This is a genomic window from Flavobacterium lipolyticum, assembly GCF_020905335.1.
GTDB lineage: Bacteria > Bacteroidota > Bacteroidia > Flavobacteriales > Flavobacteriaceae > Flavobacterium > Flavobacterium lipolyticum.
The window spans coordinates 180,574-203,666 of sequence record NZ_JAJJMN010000001.1 but is presented as its reverse complement, the minus strand read 5'-3'; the positions used below and the strand labels follow the sequence as shown (position 1 = coordinate 203,666).

Annotated in this window: 17 protein-coding genes; 2 read left to right on the top strand and 15 right to left on the bottom strand. The window is 34.7% G+C overall.

Translation table 11 applies throughout. The features are described 5' to 3' along the window. Positions 1–347: 347 nt before the first annotated feature. The gene (locus LNQ34_RS00805) at positions 348–2,855 is read left to right on the top strand and encodes a M14 family zinc carboxypeptidase (protein WP_229998350.1); all 2,508 of its coding nucleotides are present in this window, start codon (positions 348–350) and stop codon (positions 2,853–2,855) included. Between the two features lie 102 nt (positions 2,856–2,957). Here the strand turns inward: LNQ34_RS00805 and LNQ34_RS00800 are convergent, their stop codons facing one another. From LNQ34_RS00800 to LNQ34_RS00775, 6 genes are all read right to left on the bottom strand, one after another. Beyond that, on the bottom strand, positions 2,958–3,389 hold the full coding sequence (locus LNQ34_RS00800) for a GNAT family N-acetyltransferase (protein WP_229998349.1): 432 nt from the start codon (positions 3,387–3,389) through the stop codon (positions 2,958–2,960). Positions 3,390–3,428: 39 nt separating this feature from the next. After that, complete coding sequence (locus LNQ34_RS00795) at positions 3,429–4,331, bottom strand: PhzF family isomerase (protein ID WP_202702020.1); 903 nt, start codon at positions 4,329–4,331, stop codon at positions 3,429–3,431. A gap of 65 nt (positions 4,332–4,396) precedes the next feature. Then, positions 4,397–5,050, bottom strand: a complete 654-nt coding sequence (locus LNQ34_RS00790; protein WP_229998348.1) for a DUF2306 domain-containing protein — start codon at positions 5,048–5,050, stop codon at positions 4,397–4,399. Between the two features lie 66 nt (positions 5,051–5,116). Further along, complete coding sequence (locus tag LNQ34_RS00785) at positions 5,117–5,506, bottom strand: DUF1801 domain-containing protein (RefSeq protein ID WP_229998347.1); 390 nt, start codon at positions 5,504–5,506, stop codon at positions 5,117–5,119. A gap of 62 nt (positions 5,507–5,568) precedes the next feature. Continuing rightward, positions 5,569–6,477 carry an arginase family protein gene (locus tag LNQ34_RS00780; RefSeq protein WP_229998346.1) on the bottom strand — a complete coding sequence of 303 codons (909 nt, stop codon included), beginning with the start codon at positions 6,475–6,477 and terminating at the stop codon, positions 5,569–5,571. A gap of 136 nt (positions 6,478–6,613) precedes the next feature. Continuing rightward, a complete protein-coding gene (locus LNQ34_RS00775) occupies positions 6,614–6,799 on the bottom strand; it encodes a type I toxin-antitoxin system SymE family toxin (protein ID WP_229998345.1) in 186 nt (61 codons plus the stop codon). A 95-nt stretch (positions 6,800–6,894) separates the two neighbouring features. Here LNQ34_RS00775 and LNQ34_RS00770 point away from each other — a divergent pair, with 95 nt between their 5' ends. Next, entirely contained in the window at positions 6,895–7,110 is a 216-nt protein-coding gene (locus LNQ34_RS00770) for a helix-turn-helix domain-containing protein (protein ID WP_173964979.1), read from the top strand. A gap of 245 nt (positions 7,111–7,355) precedes the next feature. On the opposite strand, the gene LNQ34_RS00765 is transcribed toward LNQ34_RS00770, so the two are convergent. From LNQ34_RS00765 to LNQ34_RS00725, 9 genes are all read right to left on the bottom strand, one after another. Continuing rightward, a complete protein-coding gene (locus LNQ34_RS00765) occupies positions 7,356–7,847 on the bottom strand; it encodes a TPM domain-containing protein (RefSeq protein ID WP_089076528.1) in 492 nt (163 codons plus the stop codon). 149 nt (positions 7,848–7,996) lie between these two features. Continuing rightward, positions 7,997–8,743, bottom strand: a complete 747-nt coding sequence (locus LNQ34_RS00760) for a DUF2314 domain-containing protein (protein WP_229998344.1) — start codon at positions 8,741–8,743, stop codon at positions 7,997–7,999. Positions 8,744–8,847: 104 nt separating this feature from the next. Beyond that, the gene (locus tag LNQ34_RS00755; protein ID WP_202702013.1) at positions 8,848–9,807 is read right to left on the bottom strand and encodes a DUF6620 family protein; all 960 of its coding nucleotides are present in this window, start codon (positions 9,805–9,807) and stop codon (positions 8,848–8,850) included. Between the two features lie 27 nt (positions 9,808–9,834). After that, positions 9,835–10,767 (bottom strand): hypothetical protein, encoded by a 933-nt coding sequence (locus LNQ34_RS00750; RefSeq protein WP_202702012.1) that lies wholly within the window; start codon positions 10,765–10,767, stop codon positions 9,835–9,837. A 12-nt stretch (positions 10,768–10,779) separates the two neighbouring features. Beyond that, on the bottom strand, positions 10,780–11,022 hold the full coding sequence (locus tag LNQ34_RS00745) for an Rcat domain-containing protein (RefSeq protein WP_202702011.1): 243 nt from the start codon (positions 11,020–11,022) through the stop codon (positions 10,780–10,782). Then, a complete protein-coding gene (locus tag LNQ34_RS00740; protein WP_229998343.1) occupies positions 11,022–11,975 on the bottom strand; it encodes an SPFH domain-containing protein in 954 nt (317 codons plus the stop codon). Before LNQ34_RS00740 ends, LNQ34_RS00745 begins: the two co-directional genes overlap by 1 nt. A 294-nt stretch (positions 11,976–12,269) precedes the next feature. Next, positions 12,270–13,250: a hypothetical protein gene (locus tag LNQ34_RS00735; protein WP_229998342.1), complete on the bottom strand. Its 981-nt coding sequence runs from the start codon at positions 13,248–13,250 to the stop codon at positions 12,270–12,272. A 178-nt stretch (positions 13,251–13,428) separates the two neighbouring features. Then, the gene (lpdA, locus tag LNQ34_RS00730) at positions 13,429–14,817 is read right to left on the bottom strand and encodes a dihydrolipoyl dehydrogenase (RefSeq protein ID WP_202704458.1); all 1,389 of its coding nucleotides are present in this window, start codon (positions 14,815–14,817) and stop codon (positions 13,429–13,431) included. Between the two features lie 312 nt (positions 14,818–15,129). Continuing rightward, positions 15,130–22,899, bottom strand: a complete 7,770-nt coding sequence (locus tag LNQ34_RS00725) for a T9SS type A sorting domain-containing protein (RefSeq protein WP_229998341.1) — start codon at positions 22,897–22,899, stop codon at positions 15,130–15,132. Between the last annotated feature and the right edge of the window lie 194 nt (positions 22,900–23,093).

Here is a 23,093-nt window from a genome sequence, read left to right as displayed (position 1 = left end):
AATTTGGTTTTGATGGAGTAAAAATAGGAATTACAAAGAGAATCTTGTTTAGTTGAAAAGTCTTTTATACTTTATATTCGGGTATTGTTTATCGTATGAGTTTCTATTTTCATTTCATCAGATGTATTTTTGCAGTTTGCTGCGGACTGTTCTTTTAAATTGTAACAGGCTGTTTTTTTGATGAACAAAAATACAGATTTAATCCCGAAAGAAAAGAAGCAGAACAATTTTTAATAGTAAGCTAAATTGCGAAATAGCTTCTGTAAAATGATAATATTCCTGGTGATTTTAGAAAAGGGATTAAGTTAATTGTTATTTTTAACCAACCATCTAAAACCAAATTATTTATGAAGAAAATATTCTTTGTAGCAGTTCTGCTGTTAACCATTACTTTTTCTGCCTTTGCACAATTAAAAGCACCTTCAGAATTTATTCCGAATTACGGAAAACAAATTAGTTATTACCATCAGGTCGAAGAGTATTTTAAATACCTGACGGAACAATCGCAGTCGATCAAAAAACAAAAATACGGCGCAACCAACGAACAGCGGGATCTGAATGTTTATTATATTTCGACTCCCGAAAATTTGGCAAATCTGGAACAAATCAGAAACAATAATTTAGCTGCCATTGGACTATCAGATAAAAAAACAAGTGGAGTTGAAAATAAAATTATTGTCTGGCTGAGTTTTAATGTTCACGGAAACGAATTTGCCGGAACCGAAAGTGCCTTAACCGTGGCCTACGAACTTTTGAATCCTTCAAATGAAGCCACAAAACAATGGCTCAAAAATACCATTGTAATTCTCGATCCGTGCATCAATCCCGATGGTTATTCGCGATATGGAAACTGGCTGCGAGAAATCTCCGGAAAAAAAACACATCCGGGTTTGTATGACAGAGAGCATATGGAAGTCTGGCCGGGTGGAAGATACAATCATTATCTTTTTGATTTGAACCGCGACTGGGCCTGGCAGACACAAATTGAATCGCAGCAGCGCATTAAATTGTACAATCAATGGATGCCACAGGTACATACCGATGTGCATGAAATGAGTTACAATTCACCTTATTTTTTCCCCCCGGCGGCAGAACCTCTGCATGAATTTATTGAACAATATCAGAAGGATTTTTATACGGTTTTAGGTAAAAATATCTCGCAGAAGTTTGACAAGGAAAACTGGATGTACAATACCAGAGAACGATTTGATTTGTTTTATCCGAGTTACGGGGATACCTATCCAACCTATAATGGTGCCGTAGGTCTTACGCTGGAAAAAGGCGGAATAGGTGCAGGACGTGAAGTAACCATGGAAAACGGCTCTAATGTTACCATAAAAGATCGTTTAACGCAACATGCAGCTGCAGTTTTGACCGTGGTAGAAAGTGCCGCCTCGCAAAAAGAAGTATTGCTGAAAGGTTTTAGAGATTTCCATATCAATGCCCGTAAAAAAGCCAAAGGGGTTTACAATACGTATGTTTTGAAAAATAATCCTAAACTGGAACAGCTGGTGGGGCTGCTTCAAAAGAATGATGTTGAATTTAGTTACGCGGATACTTCCGGAAGCGCCTCCGGATTTCATTATCAAACGAAGAAGAACGAGAGTTTTAAAATTGAGCCTAATGATTTGATTATTAAAGCAGATCAGCCAAGATCGGTTTTAACACAGGTATTGTTTGAACCCAATCAAAAATTAAATGACAGTTTATCGTATGACATTACCGCCTGGGCACTTCCTTTAGCTTATGGTGTTGACGGTTATGCGGTTAAAAATAGTGTTCCGATTAAAACAAAGAATAAAATCGAGTCTGCAGAAAAAAACATCCCGGAATCCGTTTACGCTTTTTATGTTCCGTGGAATAACAGAACGTCGGCACAGGTTGTTTCTTTGCTGCATCAGGCGGGAATTAAAGTTCGTTCGGCCATGAAAAAAGCAGTTTTCGGAACTGTTACGGTCGAGCCGGGAGGACTAATTATCAGCAAAGCCGATAATCCAAAAATTGCTGATTTTGAAAAGACAGTCAGCAATATTATCAAAGTCAAAACCGATTTTAGTTTTATCAGTACAGGATTTTCGACTAATTCTAAAGATATTGGAGGGGAGAATTTTACGCTACTTAAAGCGCCAAAAATACTAATGTTGTCCGGAAAAGGAGTAGTTTCAACCGAGTTTGGAGCGACATGGTTTTATCTGGATGAAACCGTTGCTTATCCGGTGAGTATTGTAGAAACGGCAAATTTAAACAGGGTTAAATTGTACAACTATAATACTTTGATTCTTTCAGATGGTAGCTATGACCTGGCGGAAGATCAGAAAAAACAAATTGATGAATGGGTGAAAAATGGCGGAAAAGTTATTGCCATGGCCAATGCAATTTCATTGTTTCAGGACCGTGACGGGTATGCTCTGAGTTTGTTTGCAAGTAAAGAAGATAAAGAAAAATCGGAAAAAGAAGAGAAAGAGATCGAACTTAAAAAGCGTTTTCTAGACTTTGAAGGTTCTGAGCGAAGAGAAATTTCGGGTTCGATTCCCGGTGCCATCATCGAAAATAAACTCGACAAAACCTATCCAATGGCTTTCGGCTTAGGAAATACGTATTTCAGTCTTAAAAGTAACGAAAGATCGTTCTCATTACTAAAAAAGGCCATCAATGTGGCGTACATTCCGAAAGATTATTTGAGCTATGGATTTGTAGGCAACGATATTAGAAAAAAATTGAACGAAACGGTAAGTTTTGCGGTAGACAAAAGAGGGGACGGGACCGTAATTTATATGATGGATAACCCGCTTTTCAGAGGTTTTTGGGAAAATGGAATTTTGTTATTCAGCAATGCTCTTTTCTTAGTTCGTTAAGAAACTAAAAGCTTTATTTCCGCTCTTCAAATCTTTTTGAAGAGCGGATTTTTTTTTTGATGGATTTCAAAAAAGGGTCAGGTAACTATTTTCTTTCACGTTTTATTTTATACTCCCTGTCAGTTCAAACAAAATGTAGGGGCCGTGTCCTGATTGTCCTCTTTCGATGGAAAAAAAGCCTTTTTTGAGATAGAAAGCGACGGCTTTGGAGTTGTTTTCTAAACATTTTAAAGTGATGGGCAGTTTTGTTTTTTGGATTGCCGCTTTCAATAATTCGGTCCCTATACTTTCGCCCTGATGCTGTTCGTCAACATACAAATGGTGAACGAAATAGTTCTTCATCCAGATCGAAATAAACCCAATTGGAACTTCATGATGTCTTGCGACCAAAATCAGTTCTCCTCTGGTATCGCGGTCAAAATCTTTTAATTGAAATTCAGAAGGGTCAAGCCACGAAAAAGTACGCCGTCTTTCGTTTAAGAATAAAGTTCTTAAAGGTTCGTAGTCGCTTTTTCGGAAGGCTGTTATTTCCATCGTAATTTTGGAGTGAATTAAGGAGTTGAAAAGGTATTGTTAAATTTCTATTTCAGTCCTGAAAGCGGCAACGGCATCACCTTTTATCTGAATCAATTGTGGGGTATTATCGGCAATTGTAACTTTAACCTGTAGGACTCCCAATCGATCTATTTTTTCACCTTGTCTTCCGTTAAATTGAAATTCAGTACCAGTAAAAGGAACAATTTTGTTTTGAATCAAATAGCCGCCCAAAGGTCCGTTTGCGTTTCCGGTAACAGGATCTTCGTTTATGCCAATTCCGGGGGCAAACATACGACCATAGGTCAAAATAGTTGTATCATCCGAATCAAAGGTAAAAACAAAATAACCATTGCAGTTGATCTCTTTACTTAAGCTGGCCAGAGCAGTATAGTTAGGCGTTAAAGCGTTTAGTGTTGCTCTGCTTTTGATGCCGATCATTACTTTAGAATGGCCTGTAGAAGCAATTTGAATGGGGCATTTTTCATCGATTTCCCATTTTTCAAGACCTAAAGCAGTTATCATTTTTTGCGCGATCGTTTCATTAAAAGGGGCGCTAAGTTCAAAACTTCCCTGCGTCATCACAACTTGATAATCATCATTTTTCCGAATGATTTCAAATGGGAGAATGCCAATTTTGGTTTTGTATCTTAAAATACAGGAGTCTAACTTTTCTTCGATGGCTTTTGCATACATTGCTGCAATTGTAGCGTGTCCGCAAATAGGAACTTCTGTATTTGGGGTAAAGTAGCGTATAATGCCATCACAGTCAGGACCATCAGGAGCGAAAAGAAATGCTGTTTCGGAGTTGTTTAATTCCCTGGCAATTTGTTGCATCTCGTAGTCACTCATTCCGTCTGCATTTACGACAACTCCTGCCGGGTTTCCTTTGAATTTTTCTTTTGTAAAAGAATCAATTTGATATGTTATGCGTTTTTTCATCTTAGTTTAAGGAGTAAATTATCTTTCTTCTTTCTTCTTTCCTCTTTCCTCTTTCGACAATAATTCTATTCTATTCTTATTGCGGTTTGTTTTTTATCGACATTTCTCATCCAGTACACAATATAAAATGCTCCTATTGTTCCGGGGATAAACCAACCGTAAAAACCAGGAAAAAATTCATTTACAACCACAAAAGCGGTGGTGGCGGAGATATAACCGCCAAGCATTTTTCCTAAATGCAATTTTAGCCACACACTTTTTAGTCTGGTTTTATTTTTAAAAAGCATTAAATCCCTGCTTGAAAAAACCAGTCCAACGAGGCCAAAAGCGGTTAAAACAATATTGATAGATTGATTTACTAACGGATTGTACAGAATCATTACAAGCCCCGTAACGAGCATAATTCCCGAAATGATTTTATCGTTTTTAAGGTTTACATCACTTTTTTTAAATCGCAAAGCCCTGTAGCCGGTTAGTACAAAATAGGAACTAAAAATTCCGATTGAAAATAAAAACGGACTTTGATGTTGGGGCAGTACCGAAATAATCATGGCGCTTATGGCCGACAGAAGCATGGTGTAATAAAAGAGCTTTCCCAGTTTTTTATGCGTGTTTTTCCCTTTTTGAGAGACTAACGAGATGAATCCCGAAACAAGTGCAATAGCGCCAAGCAGGGCGTGGAAATAGATTAGTATCTGTATTAGTTGTTCTTTCTCCATTTAAAAATTTAAAAAGTTTTTAGGATTGCTTTTCAATTCAAAGATTGAATATAATACTTTTTTAAATTATTTCAGACGTATTAAAACTCCCTTACGCTTGACAATGTTTTTATAGTCCCACTGAATTTTTCTTGCTTTTGCAAGCCAGCGTTTTAAGTCGGATGGGTTAATTTGGTCGACTGAGGTATAGCGAAATTCTGCCGCTTTGAAAGAGCCTTCATTGGCAAGTTGTTCTTCATCAAAAGACTGACCGCTCCAAAACAATAACCGAACATCATTTTTTAGTTTGCTGTAGCCTACAATAGGATTACCCTCTAAAAACCAAACCGGATGTGCGTGCCAGATTTTATTCTCGGCCTCCGGCAGATTTTCGTCGATTAGTACCGCCAGTTGGTGGCAGATTTCCTGATCAGAGCTGTTTTGTGCATTGTTATAATCTTGTACGGCTGTATTCATTATGATAAGAGGTTTTAAGTTTTATCGATGTAATGAGCTAAAATACGTTTTTTTAAGTTTGATTAGGAGCCTAAGTAGATGTGTTGATTAAAAGTAGTCGAAAAGTGATTTACAAATTCTTTGGTGTATTGTCCGGTAGGATCGAGATCAGGATCTAAAATGGTAATTTCAAGTCCGGTTAACAAATTACTTTGAAAAAGCATTGAAGTTAGTTCGTTAAATTCGGCATAAGTAAGTCCGTCGGGTGTTCTGCTGTCGACGCAAGGCATTATGGTGTCATTTAAAACATCGACATCGATATGCAGCCAGAAACCATCGAGATTCTTATTTTCTATTTCCGAAAGAAATAATTGTACACTTTTTTGAATCCCCTGGTTTCGCAAGTGATCCAAACTAAGGTAGGTAGCAGAGGAGTTGCGAATTTCATTTTCATAGGCATCATCATATTCACGATTTCCCACACACCAGAGATTTTCTTCTTTGATATAAGGACGCAGATTTAGAATATTGGTTAGTTTTTCAGTTCCGTTTCCGGTAACTATCGAGGCGGCCATTCCGCCAACACCTCCAGTTTCGGATAACGCGATATCCATAAAATCGGTATGTCCGTCGAGATAAAACAGTCCGTAATTTCCTTTTTGCTTTAATGCTATAGCAGTTCCTAAAAGTATACTGCAGTCTCCGCCTAAGATAAACGGAAATTTGTTCTGAGAAAGTATATTGTTTAACAGATAAGCTTGCTCTCTGGCATAATCGATTAGTGAAGTGCTATTGAGAATTTGAGTTTCAGGATCCCGCTTATTTGAATATTTTGGAGGATCAAGTCTTATACTATTTTTAGGGCGAATGAGTTTATGAAGATGGTGTTTCCATAACCAGTCAGGTAAGTTTTTTACGCCCGGTTCTTTTCCGGGTTGAGGTTCTTTCAAACCCAGATTCGACGGAAATTCAACAATGCATATTTCTTTCATGACCCTTTTTATTTAGTGATAAAGTTATGAAAAATAATCGCGTGTAAATGTTTGAAACCGCCAAGTTTGTACCGTCTTTTTTTGAAGGAAAATAGTGCTTTGAAATGTATCTGATTGAAGAGTTTTATTCGCAAAATCATCCCTTGTGAACGGTAATTATCAATTTGTTTTTCCTTTGTTCTACATTTACCATCAGTCCTGCCATGAAGCCAAGACGACCAAGCCATTTGCCTTCAAGTATTATTTGTGGAATCATTATGGTTTTTCTGTAAGCCCGTGCTTGATGCTTTCTATGAATTTTCAGTTTTCTTGAATTTTTCATTTGTCATATAATTATATGACAAATATAAATTATTTTTTCGATCTGTCAATCTTTAGTATGACAATTTTGTAAGCAAATTGTATGACATTTGATAAATGACACGAGATATATTAAAAAAGAAAATTGGTCAAAGGATTGTCGAACTTCGAGAAAAAAGAGGTTGGAGTCAATCTGACTTGGCAAGGGCTTGTAGTAAAGACCGCCAAGCTATTGAAAAACTTGAAAACGGAAAAGTTAATCCGACGATTTACACTTTGCTTGAAATTGCAAATGTTTTAGGAATTTCTTTGTCAAAGTTACTTGACTTTTAATTATTGCTTTTGATAAAACATACGCTACCATAATTTTTCGTTATTAGGTGTTGCAAATGATTTGTGTCATTCCGACCGGAGGGAGGAATCACATCCTAAATTCGACAAAGATTGGAGATTCTAGCAACGGAGTTTCTAGTGCGATTTCTCCCTTCGGTCGAAATGACAAAAAAATCCAACCTATTTTCATAGGTCGGATTTACTATTTTCTTGATTAATCAGTAATCAATAAACGGGTTACTTTTTTACTCCAGTTTTTTAATAAGCTGAATCGAACCTTCCTGTAAGGCTTTATAATAATCGCCTTTTTTCAATTCCGGTAATACATAAGCTGATACGATGTCTTTAATTTCCTGATCGCTCATTTTTGGACGTAGTTTATTGACGCCCTGAATCTGAATTTGTCTCAGTTGCTTGCTTAAAACGATTAAAATAGAGGAGTCTATTTTTAGTTTAGAAACCAGATACTGTTCAAGGTCTGAAGAATAATCGGTAAGATTAGTGTATGGTGCTATTGAGGAGAGGGTTACAATAGTAATTTTAGTTTTAGTTTTAGTTTCGCCGGCTTTCAAAAAGTCGCTCAGATTTTTGGTTTGGCTTGAAGTAAGGATTTTTTCAAAATCATTTACATAATTAGTAGATTTTGCAAAAACATCAGGCGTTTCAGTTTTGGTTTGCGCAATAACCATTGCAGGTAAAAGAAGAGCGAATGTTACTACGAGCACTATTTTTTTCATGGCAGATTTGTTTTGGGTGCCGCAAAATTAGTGCTTTATTATTAAAAAAAGGTCTCTTAATGGTTACTATAAATTAATATTTATTTTCATAGAAATTTCAAAAAAAAAGTCCGATTTGCTGAGACAAATCGGACTTTAGATACTAAAAACTACAACAAAGGAATTAAATGTTCCCAGTTTAGTTGTTTTGCAAAGTCAAGGGCGGTCTTGCCATTGTTGGTCTTAACTTTTGTGTCTGCTCCCGATTCCAGTAAAACTTCAACAGAGGTTTTATTTCCTGCAATGGTTTCGCGATGTAAAAAAGTATAACCAAGTTCATCTGTCGCGCTAAGTTCTTCGGGATTATTTTTGACAAAATCAATAAGGCTTTCTTTTATGTTTTTGCTCATTGGGTGTTCTATGAGGTTTTCAGGTTTTTCTTTTTGATCTGAAACAACCAGAATATCGTTGTAATCTCCAAATTCTAAGCCCCAGGCTTCATCATGATCTTCTCTTTCCTCTTCACTCATTTCTGAACGCATCGCATGTATTGTAAAGGCTCCGTAGGTTTTACCCTGAGACGCATATAGCCAATCGCTTATTTGATTTACGGGAATTTGTACTTCGTCGCCATTGTTAACATTGGTTAAATCGTTAGGCTGATTTACTAAGATGCCGTAAATGGTATCACCGTCAAAATTGATATCGTTGATCCACATGTGTTCGACTACAGTTTCACCATCAATTTCCTGAGTAAAGGCTAGTTTTACGCAGGCAACGTCAAGTCCCGGAACAATTCGGCGGTATTCCCAGGATAATTCTCTCCAAAAATATTTAAAGGTTTCTTGTGCTTTTTGATAGGCTTCGATCATTTTTGGATTTTCTCCGTCGGCAAAGAAGGTAGGTGTGTTTTCCATTAGGTATTATTTTATAGCTTTTAAAGAATTTTAAGAAATTTTAAAACGAATAAAAAACCGATTTGTTTTGCAAATCGGTTTTTTTATCATCAAAAAAGGTCAATTTAGAAATTGATATCGTCTGCGATGTTTCCACCTTGTTCTGCGGCAAATTTAGCGGCATACTCTTTTTGTTTTTCCTGTTGGTAATTGAAGAATTCGTTAATGTCTTCAGAGTTCCAGTTTTGATTTTGCTCGGTCATCCATTGCATGGCAACAGATTGGAAATCCGCTAAATTAATTCCGAAGTTTTCCAGAATCCACTGAGCACCATCAATTCCGTATTCATAAGCTGCCTGTCTGGCTCCGGCAAGTTCTTCGTAGAAGTAACGATCTGTTCTGATTTTTTCAAGATTAGCGGCTCCTTCTTCTGAAGTTTCGGCTTTCAGATTCTCTAATTGTGGTACGGTTACATTTTCGGCATAATATTGACCAAATAAAGTAGTAACCGTAAACGAAGTATCTTCACCCATACGCTGTGGCCAGATCGTATTTAGTTCTTCCCAAACTGCCGGTTCAAATCCCATTGCTTTGCATACTTCAAGATAATCTATCCCGGCGCTTATTTTAAGACACATTGCAGTATAAGTTCTTAAATCTACTCCATGTACGGGCTCCAAAAACGGATTGTTGTCCTCTACTTTTACAAATCCTGAAACCTGAACTCCGCTGTATTTTAAAGAATTGGCGTGCTCAAAACGAATCATCTGATCTGAATCACAGTTGTTCCATTCCTTATATACTTCTCTTCTGTAATTAAAGTAGATATTTTGAACGTCTTTTTCGTCAAGATTTTCTCCACTTGCGCGTTCGTCTGTGATCCATGCTTCAGATCTTTCTGCTACTTCATTGTCGAAATCTTCTACAGAATAATGTGTGCCGTGTAAAGTTTCGGGATCATATTCTGTTTCCTGATCGTTATCTTCATAATCATTTTCATAATTATTGTTTGAAGTTTGAGTTTCATAATTTTGATTTTCCTGTTTGTTGTCTCCGGTTAAGGCTCCAAAAAGTTTTTTAAACATTTTTCCGTTTGTTTAGGGGTTAATAAATTATAAATATTGTAATTGGTTTTGATACATTTTTTCGTTGTGTTCTTTCAAATCGGGCGTGATTTTATTCCATTCGTCATACATGGCACGCAAATAGGCCTGATGCAGTTTTGGGGCATTTTGAATCACAAACTGTCTTTGTTCTTCAAGTTCCTCCATTTTTGCCAGAATCTGACTCAGTACTTTTTTATCAGATTCGTGAATTTTACTCAAACTCAATTCATGACGCTGATGGTATAATTCACGCTCTTTGTTATTTTCGATTTCAAAAGCTTTGTACAGATGTGCTGTTCTTTGCTCTGCCAGACCTCTGGCAATATTTTGCAGATTTCTGGCCTGTGTGCTGGGAGCAAACGTGTTTTGGGTATTGCAATACGGACACTGAATATAAGTTTCGATTAAAAAGATTTTTTCGATCTCAATATTTCCTCCACATTGTGTGCAGTTGAATTTATTTTTGATTGCTTCAAATTCGTCCAGTATTTTTTGGTACTCAATTTCAAGATCACGCTCCTGTGTTTTTTCGATTTGGGTTCTCCAATATTCGTATTGATCTTCAAAGTCATTATGACGATCAGAACAGACGCTTCTGAAATCTGATACTAAATTGTGATGTTTGCTTAAAACAGAAATCTGGGAATTGTAATGATTGTAAACGTCGATAATTTTTTCTTCATAAGTATCTCTCGCTTTTTCTCTGATATTGGATAATTGACCATTTACACCGGAATATACTCTGTGAAAAGCTCTTTTGTATAAATCATCATCACTTTGAAGAATCTCTTTCAATTCCGGAATTGCGGCAGTTGCAAATTCTTCCAGTTTGGCTTCCAGTTTTTCTAAAAAGTTAAACCATCTTTCCTGTGATTGCTGAAGCTCCGAATACCATTCCGGAAGAGCTTCGTCTTTTTGTTTATTAAATAATCCGAACATTACTTTAAAGGTTTAAATTGAATTGTCTTCTTTTTTAAGGTAAACGCCATCTGTGAGATTTACACTCAAAAACTCAAATCCGCAGTAGGCACAATGTGTTAGTCCGTCTTGTTTGGCTCTTCCTGCGCCACAATTTGGACAGTCTTTAGCATTCATCTTGGCTTCAGTCATTTCTGTTTCTCCGCCATAATTCGTTTGTTTTTGTGCCTTTTCTTTGAGCCTGCTCAAAAATGAATTTACTTTTTTCTCTTCCATTATAACTGACTTAGTAATTCTGTTTTCTTCGATTTAAATTCCTCTTCATCAATTAAACCGGCATCAAACAAAGATTTTAGTTTTTGAAGTTTTGAGGTTAGATCGTCTTTTATTTCTTCTTTTGAAGTCTCTTTATTCTGCTGTAGTTGATTTAAAAGAATCCCCATGCTTAAAGCATTTTGCGTTGCCTCGTGAAGTGCTGTTCCCTTATCGCCGATGGCAGTTGCGGTATTGAATTTGGTAAATTTATCCATATCGGTTACCATATTCATGTTGGTGATTTTGTCGTAATGTGCTGTTACTTCTTCCGGTAAGGTTACGCTGGTAATAACGAACTGAGTCAGCTCAATTCCAAATTGCTCGAAATAGGGTTTGAGATAAGGCTCTATTTTTTTGCCCAATTGCGTTATGTTTCCGGCAACATCCGTAACAGTTATGTTTTCGTTTGCTAAAACTTCACCAAATTTTGGAGCGACAAAATCTCTTAATTGATTTTGCAGTTCGAAAATGGTAAGCTGCTTGTAAGTTCCGGCATATTGGCGAAAGAATTTGGCAACATCTGTAATTTTAATATCAAAACTTCCAAAAGCCCGTATCCTGATTTGTCCAAATTGAGGATCGTTTAGGAGAATTGGGGCAGGAGTTCCCCATTTGTTATTGATAAACTGATGCGTATTGAAAAAGTAAACATCGACTTTAAACGGACTTTCAAATCCGTATTTCCAGCCTTTGAGTTTGCTTAGGACAGGAATGTTTTCTGTAGACAAAGTGTGAAGTCCGGGTAAATAAACATCCGCAAGCTGACCTTCATTTAAAAGCATGACCTGTTGACTTTCTCGGACGGTTAGTTTTGCGCCGTTTTTGATTTCTTTGTCTTCATCAGCAAATTTCCACATTAGCAAATTAGGATCACTGGTAGTGGCTTCTATTATTTCTATGAAAGGTAATGTCATGAATCTCTTATTTATAAGTAATAAAAATAAGAATTATAAGACGACTACAATGCTTTTTTTTGTCAAGTTTTTAACATTTTTTCGTTTGTTAAATTTTAGGACTCTGTATTGTCCTTTCGACTGAAAGGCAAAATCAAGCAAGAAATTACGCCTGGTAAAGTCCGGATGGTTGTAGATATTAGGAGTGCAATTTGCTTCTCCTATTCATTATCGCCTGAGTCTCCCTTCGATCAAAAGGACAACGAATAGACGAAGCAAATCCGATCTACTTTCGCAAATCGGATTTTATAAAGTTTAACTTAATTTCCATTTTGTTAGAATTTCTAAAAAATCATTTTGCATGCTTTCAAAATCATAACTGATTTTTTTCTTCTTAAGCTTTTCAATTGTTGCATTTAAAGAAATCAAAATATGTTTGGCTATGGCCTGTTTTTGTTTGATATAACTCAAATCACTTAATTCTTTTTCGAAATTTATTTCATTTACTATCTTCCCTTTTTGAGAATTAAAATTACCATATTCATATCGATTTCTTAGGAAATACCCGTTGCTTTCGATTTCTTGTTTTGAAAATATTTTGAGTAGTTCCGGATAAAAATCTTTTTGTTTTAATTTCAAACTTTCATCAGCGATTATATAATTTGTTTTACACGAATTATTATCATAAAAGCTATAAGAGCATGAAAATACTATTTGATTTATGGCTGTACCATATTTTTCAGGTTTCATTTTTAAATCTAATTCCGGCTGAAGTTCTTTATCTATGCTCTCAATGACCGATTTAGAATTTTCATAGCAATTACTAATTGTCCGTGTAATCAAAATAGGGTTTTTAGGAATCCAGTTTCGTTGATTGGCTAAAGCCAAATCTTGTATATCTTCTTGAATATAATATTCGTTTAAAATGGTTTTTTTTTCAGATAACATTGGGCTTTCAAAATAAGAAGTTCTACCTTTTTCCATTGTAAAGCCATCTTTTCTTTTAGACCATATTGCATCCACAAATCTTGGTTCACGAAATTTGTTTATGAAACAGGTTTCTGGATTTCCATTAAAAAACATTCCTTTTACCGCTTGTAATGGTTCATGTTTCCCCCATCCAACTATGGCAAGGCTTTCACAAATTTTTACTGCATTGTTCCAATCACTTGCATTCTTATATTCCGCAAATTTTAAAAACTCATTAATTAATTCTTCTCTTAATAATTTTTGATCTTGTTTTTCTAGATATTCTTTGAGTTCTTGAAGAGTATCTAAATGGTATATTGAATTCATAAATAAATGGGTGTTTTATAAAAAAAAACTAAGTTTTTACTACAAGTTTAGAATAGGTTATTAAGATGAAGGAATTCATTTTCATAAAAAATCCGATTTACTTTAAGCAAATCGGATTTTATAAATTGAAAATTATATATAACTCTGTATAGACATTACATCTTTACATTGTATATTTTTACAAGTGAATTACTTCGCCGTAAGCATCAGCAACAGCTTCCATAACAGCCTCACTCATGGTTGGGTGAGGGTGGATCGATTTAAGAATTTCATGACCTGTAGTTTCAAGTTTACGGGCTACAACTGCTTCTGCAATCATATCGGTAACACCTGCACCAATCATGTGGCATCCTAACCATTCTCCGTATTTCGCATCAAAGATTACTTTTACGAATCCGTCCGGAGTTCCGGCAGCTTTAGCTTTTCCAGAAGCTGAGAAAGGGAATTTACCAATTTTTAATTCGTAACCTTTTTCTTTTGCTTGTTTTTCAGTTAAACCTACAGAAGCGATTTCTGGAGTTGCATAAGTACAACCCGGAACGTTTCCGTAATCGATTGGGTCTACGTGTAAACCTGCAATTTTTTCTACACAGTTAATTCCTTCAGCAGAAGCTACGTGAGCCAAAGCTTGTCCTGGAGTAACGTCTCCAATAGCGTAGTATCCAGGAATATTAGTGGCGTTGTAAGCGTTTACTAGGATTTTATCTCTGTCAACAGCGATTCCAACTTCTTCCAAACCGATGTTTTCAATGTTAGTTTTGATTCCAACTGCAGAAAGTACAATGTCAGCTTCAAGAACTTCTTCTCCTTTTGCTGTTTTAACAAAAGCTTTTACTCCTGCACCTGTTGTGTCAATACGCTCAACAGATGAGTTGGTCATTACTTTAATTCCGGCTTTTTTCAAAGAACGCTCAAATTGTTTTGAGATGTCTTCGTCTTCTACAGGAACTACATTTGGCATAAATTCTACAATAGTAACTTCTGTTCCCATTGAGTTGTAGAAATGAGCGAATTCAACTCCAATTGCTCCTGAACCTACAATAATCATAGATTTTGGCTGAGTTGGTAAGGTCATTGCCTGACGGTAACCAATTACTTTTACGCCGTCTTGTGGTAAGTTTGGTAACTCACGAGAGCGAGCACCGGTTGCGATGATAATATGATCAGCGCTATATTCGGTAACTTTATTGTCTTTGTCTGTAACGTCAAGTTTTTTACCTGGTTTTAGTTTTCCAAAACCTTCAATAACGTCAATTTTGTTTTTTTTCATTAAGAATTGAACTCCTTTGCTCATTCCTTCAGCAACACCACGGCTGCGTTGAACCACTGCAGGGAAATCTTTGTCGAACTCAGAAACTTTCAATCCGTAGTCAGAAGCATGTTTTAGATAATCAAAAACCTGAGCTGATTTTAATAATGCTTTTGTTGGGATACATCCCCAGTTTAAACATACACCACCTAAGTTTTCTTTTTCAATTACCGCTACTTTAAAGCCTAATTGTGAAGCTCTAATAGCTGTTACATATCCACCGGGACCACTTCCTAAAACAATAACGTCGTATTTCATTTTTTTGGTTTTTAGTATTTATTATCGAAAATGAAGTTTAATTCCGAAACTCATTTATCGATTTATTCTTTTGTTATTTGTGCTTGCGAATTTAAGGATTTATTTTAAAAAATACTTTAAAATTTCTTTTCACCCTTGCCGATTTTGATCTTTTCACACAGATATTGAGAAAAGTTATAGAAAAGAATAAAGTTTAATTGGTATTTTATTTTTTTTTAATAACAAAGTAGCGAAAGATGGATCATTAATTTGGGATAAAAAAAAACACATTTTATTTTTTAAAATGTGTTTTTTAGTGAAATAGGAGAATACTTATTTAAGGATGATTTTTTTAACGGTGTGTGCTTCAGGGTTTTCGATAAAGATGTAGTAAACTCCTTTGGCTATTCCTTTTAAATCGATGTAATTTTCCTGAGTATCTGCTTTTAAGGATATTACTTTTACAATTTTACCCAAACTATCATAGATCGTTGCTTTTGTTACTGACACGTTTGTAATGTATAACTCGCCCTGAGATGGATTTGGATAAATATTGATGTGGTTAAAAACCTGCTCATTTGTTTCTAAAGTACGGCAAGTTGTCGAATATTTTGCGATTTCATCTTTTGCATCTGTCCAGGTAGCAGTTGAGAAAGAAGGATTGTCAACTTTTATACAAGTTAACTGAGCATTGTTTTTTAAATTTAAGTTGACTAAGATACCGTTGTTTCCATTTTGTAAATTCAAATCGGTTAGAAGGTTATTAGAACAGTTTACTTCTATTAAATTAGTGTTTTTTGATAAATCAAGACTTGACAGCTGATTGTTCGAACAGTTAAATTTTGTTAACAAAGTATTGTTCGATAGATCTAAAGTTGTTAACCTGCTAGGGGTCGAAGTCGATTTTTTAAGAATAATTTGTATTCCATTACAATAAAATTCTTTTAATAATTTATTTTTAGAAACATTAATACTAGTCAGCGGATTGTTTGAGACGTCCAGATAGTTTAACTGAGTGTTATTCGACATGTCAACTGTAGTAATTAAATTTCCTTTACAGATAAATTTCTCTAAAGCGGTGAAGTTTTCAATTCCTTTTAAATCCGAGATGTTTGAATTTGAAATGTCCAGAATTTTAATATTAGCAATACTGGAGGTGGCAACTTTTCCATTTTTTCCGTCAGTGTCAATACCTGCAGCAATAAGAAAATCTTCAAAATTAGAATCTGTTATCAAAGTACTATTGTTGCAATCTTCGCTAAATTTTGCCTTTGGATCTTTTCTTGTGGACCATTTCTCGTTTGAATAATAAGCATCATCAACCTGAATACAAGTTAAATCAGGGTTGTTTCTAAAATCTATTCTATATAAAATAAAATTAGGATCAGAGCCTGGAAGTGGATCAAACCTATAATTATTACCATTTTTTAGGTTTAGACTTACCAGTTTGTTGGATTCACATTCAAGCGACCTTAAATTTTTGTTATTAGAAACATCCAGGTTAGTGAGCAGGTTGTTAGCACAATCGAATGTGCCAAGCTTAGTATTTGCAGAGACATCTAAGGTGGTTAATTTATTCTTGTCACAGTATAAAAATTGCAAATCTATATTTTTTGAGACATTAAGATTGGTGATTAAATTCGTACCACAATCAAAAGAGCTTAATAGAGTATTGTTTGAAATGTCTATACTTGCTATCTTATTTTGGTAGACTAACAATCTTGTCAATGCAGTATTTTTGGAAACGTCTATTGATGTTAATTGATTTGTATTACATATTAGCGATTTCAAAGCAGTATTATTTGAAACATCTAACGAAGAGTACAGGTTGTTTCCAGCCCACAGTTCAGTTAATTTTGTATTCGAACGGATGTTTAAGTCTGAAATTTGATTTGAGGTGCAATCTAAAGACTCTAACAGGATATTTTGCGATACATCTAAACTTGAAATCTGGTTGTATCCAAGAGTTAGTTTAGTTAAGGCTTTATTATTTGTAACCTCTAAGCTTGTTAACTTATTGGACCCACATTGTAGAGAGGTTAAGTTTGTATTTGAGCTTACATCTAAAGTGCTCAGTTTATTGTAATAACAATTTAAATCAACTAAAGCCGTATTTTTTGATACATCTAATGTTGTTATAAGATAATTATTGCTACAGTCCAATGTAGTTAAATGGATATTTTTTGTAACATCCAGAGCTTTTAAAGTATAATTTGCTTGACATTTTAATGATGTCAAAGAGGTAAAGTCTTCTAGGCCTGTCAAGTCTGTAATATTGCTTAGGGAGACATCTAAAGACGTTACGGTGTTAACACTAGAGGTTAATACTCTTCCGTCAGGAGTTCCGGAATCAATTCCCAATTTAATCAATTTGTTTTCGAAATTGCTGTCAGGAATAAGCGTGTATAAATCATTCTGGCATTCGTTTGAGTAATTTGCTGTAGCATCTTTTGCGCTGCTCCAATTAATAGTAGAATATGAAGCGTTATCAACCTGAATACAACTAAGCTTTGGATTATTTTTAAGATCAAAATTGTAATTGCTCATAATCGTATTTTTTCCATTCTTCATATTTAAAGTTGTTAACGCATTAGAAGAACAGTTTAAATAGGTTAGACCAATATTATTTGAAAGATCTAAATTTTCTAATCTATTAGAAGTACAAAATAATTCCATCAATTTTAGATTTTTTGACAGATCAAGATTTGTTATTTGGTTAGAGTAACATTGAAAAAATTTCAATTCAGTATTTTTAGAAACATCTACCGTTTTTAATTGATTAAAATAGCAATGTATCGAAGATAAATTGGGATTCTGGGTTACGTCTAAGTTTGTTAGTTGATTATTAGAACAATTAAGATAGCCTAATCCAGTATTTTTTGAAATATCAATATTTGTTAATTGATTTTTTTGGCAACCTAAGGCCTTTAAATTTAAGTTTTTAGTAACGTCTATAGTCTTCAATAAATTTTCACCGCAGTATACCGTCTCTAATAATTGGTTTTTTGAGACATCTAAAGCTGCCAATTGATTGGTATGACAAGACAAAAGGCCCAAATTAGTATTTGCTGATACATTGAGGGTTTGCAGAAGATTATAATCGCAATTTAAGGTAATTAACTTAGGGTTATTAGAAAAATCTAAAGTGGTCAATTCATTTTTAAGGCAGAATACAATTTCTAAGGAGCTGTTTTTACTAATGTCTAGGTTAGTTAATTTGTTTTCGCCACAATCTAAAAGCCTTAAATTTGAATTGTTAGAAACGTCTAAAGTTGTTAATGAATTTCTGTTGCATGTAAATTCGTTCAAGGCAGTATTTTTAGAGATATCTATATTTGACAATTTATTCAATTGGCAGGTTACGATTTCTAATGCCGTATTTTGGGATAAGTTTAAAGTGGTTAATTGATTGTTGAAACAGTCTAATTTTTTCAAGGCGACAAAACCTTCAATTCCTGTCAGATTTGATAAGTTTGACGATGAAACATCTAAAGTTGTTACGGTATTAATCTTTGTAGTTAAAACTTTTCCATCGGCTACCCCTGAATCAATTCCTAGTGAAATTAATCTATTTTCAAAGTTAATATCCGGAATAAGAGTATATAAAGTGGTTGACGGACAATCGTTAGCATAATTTACCAATGCATCTTTTGCGGCACCCCAGTAGGCATTTGAGTAAGCGACATTATCAACCTGTATGCAGGCTAAATTTGGATTTCCTTTAAATCTAATGCTTTGCGATCCAATTAATTGGTTTTGTCCATTTTTTAGATTTAAACTTGTCAAAGCCGAATTGTAACAAAGTATTCCAGTTAACGCTGGGTTAGAGGAAAGATCTAATGTCGTAAGTTTTGTGTAGTTAGCACTCAGGACACTTAAAGTTGGAATTTCTGAGACATTAAGGGCTGTAATGTTATTACTGTCTATATTAAATTCATTTAGTTTTGTGTTTTTGGAAACATCAATTTTGGTTAGTTTATTTACACGGCAAATTAATGAACGTAATAAAGGATTATGAGTTACATCTAAACTTGTAAGTTGGTTACTAGAGCAATCAAGAACCGTTAGGTTGATGTTTTTTGAAACATCGAGTGTTTTTAGTTTTCCGTTTCCTCCAGCACTTGCATTACCAGAATCCCCATGACAAATTAGGTGTCTTAGTGCAGTAAAATTCTGTATTCCGGTTAGATCTGTAATGGTTGTATTGGTTCCTAAATCTAATTTTGTTACAGAAGAAACGTTTGAAGTCAAAACTTTTCCGTCAGGAATTCCTGAATCAATCCCTAAAGTAATAAGAGCTTTTTCGAAATTACTGTCAGGAATTAGTGTATACAGATTAGTAGGACATTCGTTTGAATAATTGACAATAGTATCTTTGGCGGCAGACCAGTTTGCAGTAGAGAATACCGCATCATCAACCTGAATACAAGTTAAATCCGGATTTCCCTTAAAGTTTATGCTTTGCGCTGCAATTAATTGGTTTTGTCCATTTTTTAGATTCAAACTTATCAAAGCCGAATTATTACATAGTAATCCAACTAACGCTGGGTTAGAGGAAAGATCTAATGCCATAAGTTTTGTATAGTCAGTATTTAGATAGCGTAAAGTTGGAATTTTAGAAATATCAAGCTGTGAAATATGATTACTACTAATGTCAAGATTATCCAATTTTATAGTTTGCGAAACGTCAATTTTGGTTAGTTTATTTACGCTGCATTTTAATGAAATTAGTAAGGGATTATTAGATACATCTAAATCAGTAATTTTATTGTACGAGATATCAAGAACAGTCAATTTTGTGTTTTTAGAAACATCAACAGTAGTCAATTTTCCGTTTCCTCCATTACCTGCACCGCCAAAATTCCCACGACAAATTAACCGTTGAAGTGCTGTAAAGCTTTGTATTCCGGTTAGATCTGTAATAGTAGTATTGGTTCCTAAATCTAATTTTGTCACCGAAGAAACGTTTGAAGTCAGTACTTTTCCGTCCGGAACACCTGAATCAATTCCTAAGGAAATAAGAGCACTTTCGAAACTGCTGTCAGGAATAAGAGTGTACGGACCAGTCTGACATTCATTTGAGTAATTGGCAGAAGCATCTTTTGCAGCAGACCAGTTTGCAGTAGCATTTACGGCATTATCAACCTGAATACAAGTTAAGTTTGGATTTTCCTTAAAGTTTATGCTTTGCGCTGCAATCAATTGATTTTGTCCATTTTTTAGATTTAAACTTGTTAAAGTCGAATTGTTACAAGATAGCCCAACCATTACCGGATTAGAGGAAATATCCAGTGATGTAAGTTTTGTGTAATCAGCGCTTAGGTAACGTAAAGTTGGAATTTTCGAAATGTCAAGCTGTGTAATATAATTATTGCTGATGTCAAGATTATCCAGTTTTATATTTTGAGAAACGTCGATTTTGGTTAGTTTATTTACGCTGCACTTTAATGAAATCAATAACGGATTCTTAGATACATCTAAAGCTGTAATTTTATTGTACGAGATGTCAAGAACAGTTAGTTTTGTGTTTTTAGTAACGTCAATAGTAGTCAAATTTCCATTTCCACCTGTATCCATGTGTCCAAAATTCCCATGACAAATTAACCGTTGAAGCGCTGTAAAATCTTGAATTCCGGTTAGATCAGTAATGGTTGCATTGGTTCCTAAATCTAATTTTGTCACCGAAGAAACGTTTGAAGTCAGTACTTTTCCGTCCGGAACACCTGAATCAATTCCTAAGGAAATAAGGGCACTTTCGAAATTACTGTCAGGAATTAGTGTAAATAAACCATTCGAACAGTTGGTTGAATAGTTTGCTGCCGGATCTTTTGCGGCAGACCAGTTTGCAGTAGAAAATGCTGCATCATCAACCTGTATACAAGTTAAATTTGGATTTCCGGTAAAGGTTATACTCTGCGGTACAATTAATTGGTTTTTACCATTTCTTAGATTTAAACTTGTCAAATCGGAACTTCTGCAAAATAATCCAACCAGTGCCGGATTAGAGGAAAGATCTAATGTGGTAAGTTTAGTAGATTCGGCAGTCAGAAAACGTAAAGTTGGAATTTTTGAGACATCAAGCGTAGTAATTTGATTACTGCCTACATCAAGATCATCCAGTTTTGTGTTTTGAGAAACATCAATTGCTGTTAATTTATTTACACTACATCTTAAGGAACGCAGTAATGGGTTATGCGTTACATCTAAATTGGTAAGTTGATTAAAAGAGCATTCAAGAATCGTTAGATTTGTATTTTTGGAGACGTCAAGTGTTTTTAGTTTTCCGTTTCCACCATCACCTGCGCGACCAGTATTTCCTTTGCAAACCAGCCACTCAAGGGCTTTGAAATCTTGTATTCCGGTCAGATCTGTAATAGTTGTATTGGTTCCTAAATCTAATTTCGTGACAGAAGAAACTTTTGAAGTCAGGATTTTTCCATCCGGAACTCCAGCATCGATTCCTAAAGTTATAAGTGCATTTTCAAAGTTGCTGTCGGGAATCAATGTAAATGAATCATTTAGACATTCGGTTGAATAATTTGTAGCGGCATCTTTGGAAGCAGACCAGTTTGCAGTAGCATTTACGGCATTGTCGACCTGAATACAGTTTAAATTTGGGTTTCCCTTAAAGTTTATATCTTGTGCTGAAATTAATTGGTTATTTCCATTTTTTAAGTTCAAACTTCTTAAATCCGAATTGTTACAAAATAATCCAACCATTGCGGGATTAGAGGAAACATCTAGTGAGGTAAGTTTGGTGTTGTCAGCTCTCAGGTAACGCAAAGTTGGAATTTTGGAAACGTCAAGTTGAAAAATAGAATTACTGCTTACATCAAGATAGTCCAGATTGACATTTTTAGTAATATCAATTTTATCAAATCTATTGATGTTACATTTTAACGAAACCAGTAAAGGATTTTTGGTGACATCTAAATTTATAAGCTGGTTATAGGAGCAATCCAGAGTGGTCAGGTTTGCGTTTTTAGAAATATCAAGAATTTTTAATTTTCCATTCCCTCCGTTGATTACCTGACCTGTATTTCCACGACAAATTAGAGTCTGAAGTGCTGTAAAGTCTTGTATTCCGGTTAGATCTGTAATAGTTGTATTAATCCCTAAATCTAGTGTAGTTACAGTAGAAACGTTTGAAGTTAAAACTTTTCTGTCGGGAGTTCCTGAATCAATTCCTAAAGCAATAAGAGCATTTTCGAAATTAGTATCAGGTATTACAGTATAAGTAGGGCAGTCGGTAGAATAACTTGTTTGAAGATCCTTTACGTATTCCCAATTCATACTGGAGTACATTACATTATCAACTTGTATGCATAACAACTGTGAATTGTGTGCTAAATTTAGATTATTGACATTTAAGGATGTATTGTTGCCGTTTTTTATATTGAGATTTACAAGATCGTTAGACTTCAAATTAACATTTTTAAGCTCTTTCTGTTTAGAAAGATCCAAAGTAGTTATTCGGTTGTTTTCGCAATATAAATCTATTAAACCCGTGTTATCGGAAATAGTAAGACTTTTAATCCTGTTAGTATTGCAGTTAAGTTCAGTAAGTAAGGTATTGCCGCTAAGGTTTAAAGAATTCAGTATGTTATCTGAACAATACAGTCCCTTAAGTCTTAAATTTTTAGAAGTGTTTAAAGAACTCAGTTTATTTTTAGAACAATTTAACTGTGTTAGAAAAGTATTTTGGGATATATCCAAATAATTTATTTCATTGGATTGGCAGTCTAAATTTTGCAGGCGGGGGTTTTTACTAACATCTAAACTTTGTATTTTATTGGAATGACAAATCAAAGTAGAAAGTTTAGGATTATTAGGAAAGTCTAAACCGATTATTTCATTGTTGGAACAAATTAAAGTCTCAAGATTAGTAAAAGCATGAAGGCCTCTAAGACTTTTAATAGAACTGGAACTTATATCCAAAGAAGTAACAGAGGAAATGTTTGAAGTTAGCACTTTTCCATCAAGAACGGTATCCAATCCGAGAGAGATTAGTTTTTGTTCGAAATTTTGATCAGGGATTAAAGTAGTTTGTGCAAAAGCAGATAAACTGAGTAAACACAGTAAGATAAGTAGTTTTTTCTTCATAAAATTATCTTTGAATTTGGTATGCAAGTTTACAATTAATAAAAGTATTAATCCTATTATTCTGCCTTTTTTGATTCTGAATTTTAATGTTTTGTAGTGAAGATATTCTAAATACTTAAAAATGAGAGATTTGTTTGGTGGTAGTTATGCAAAAAAAATGGAGCCCCTTTTAAGAAGCTCCAGATAATGATGGT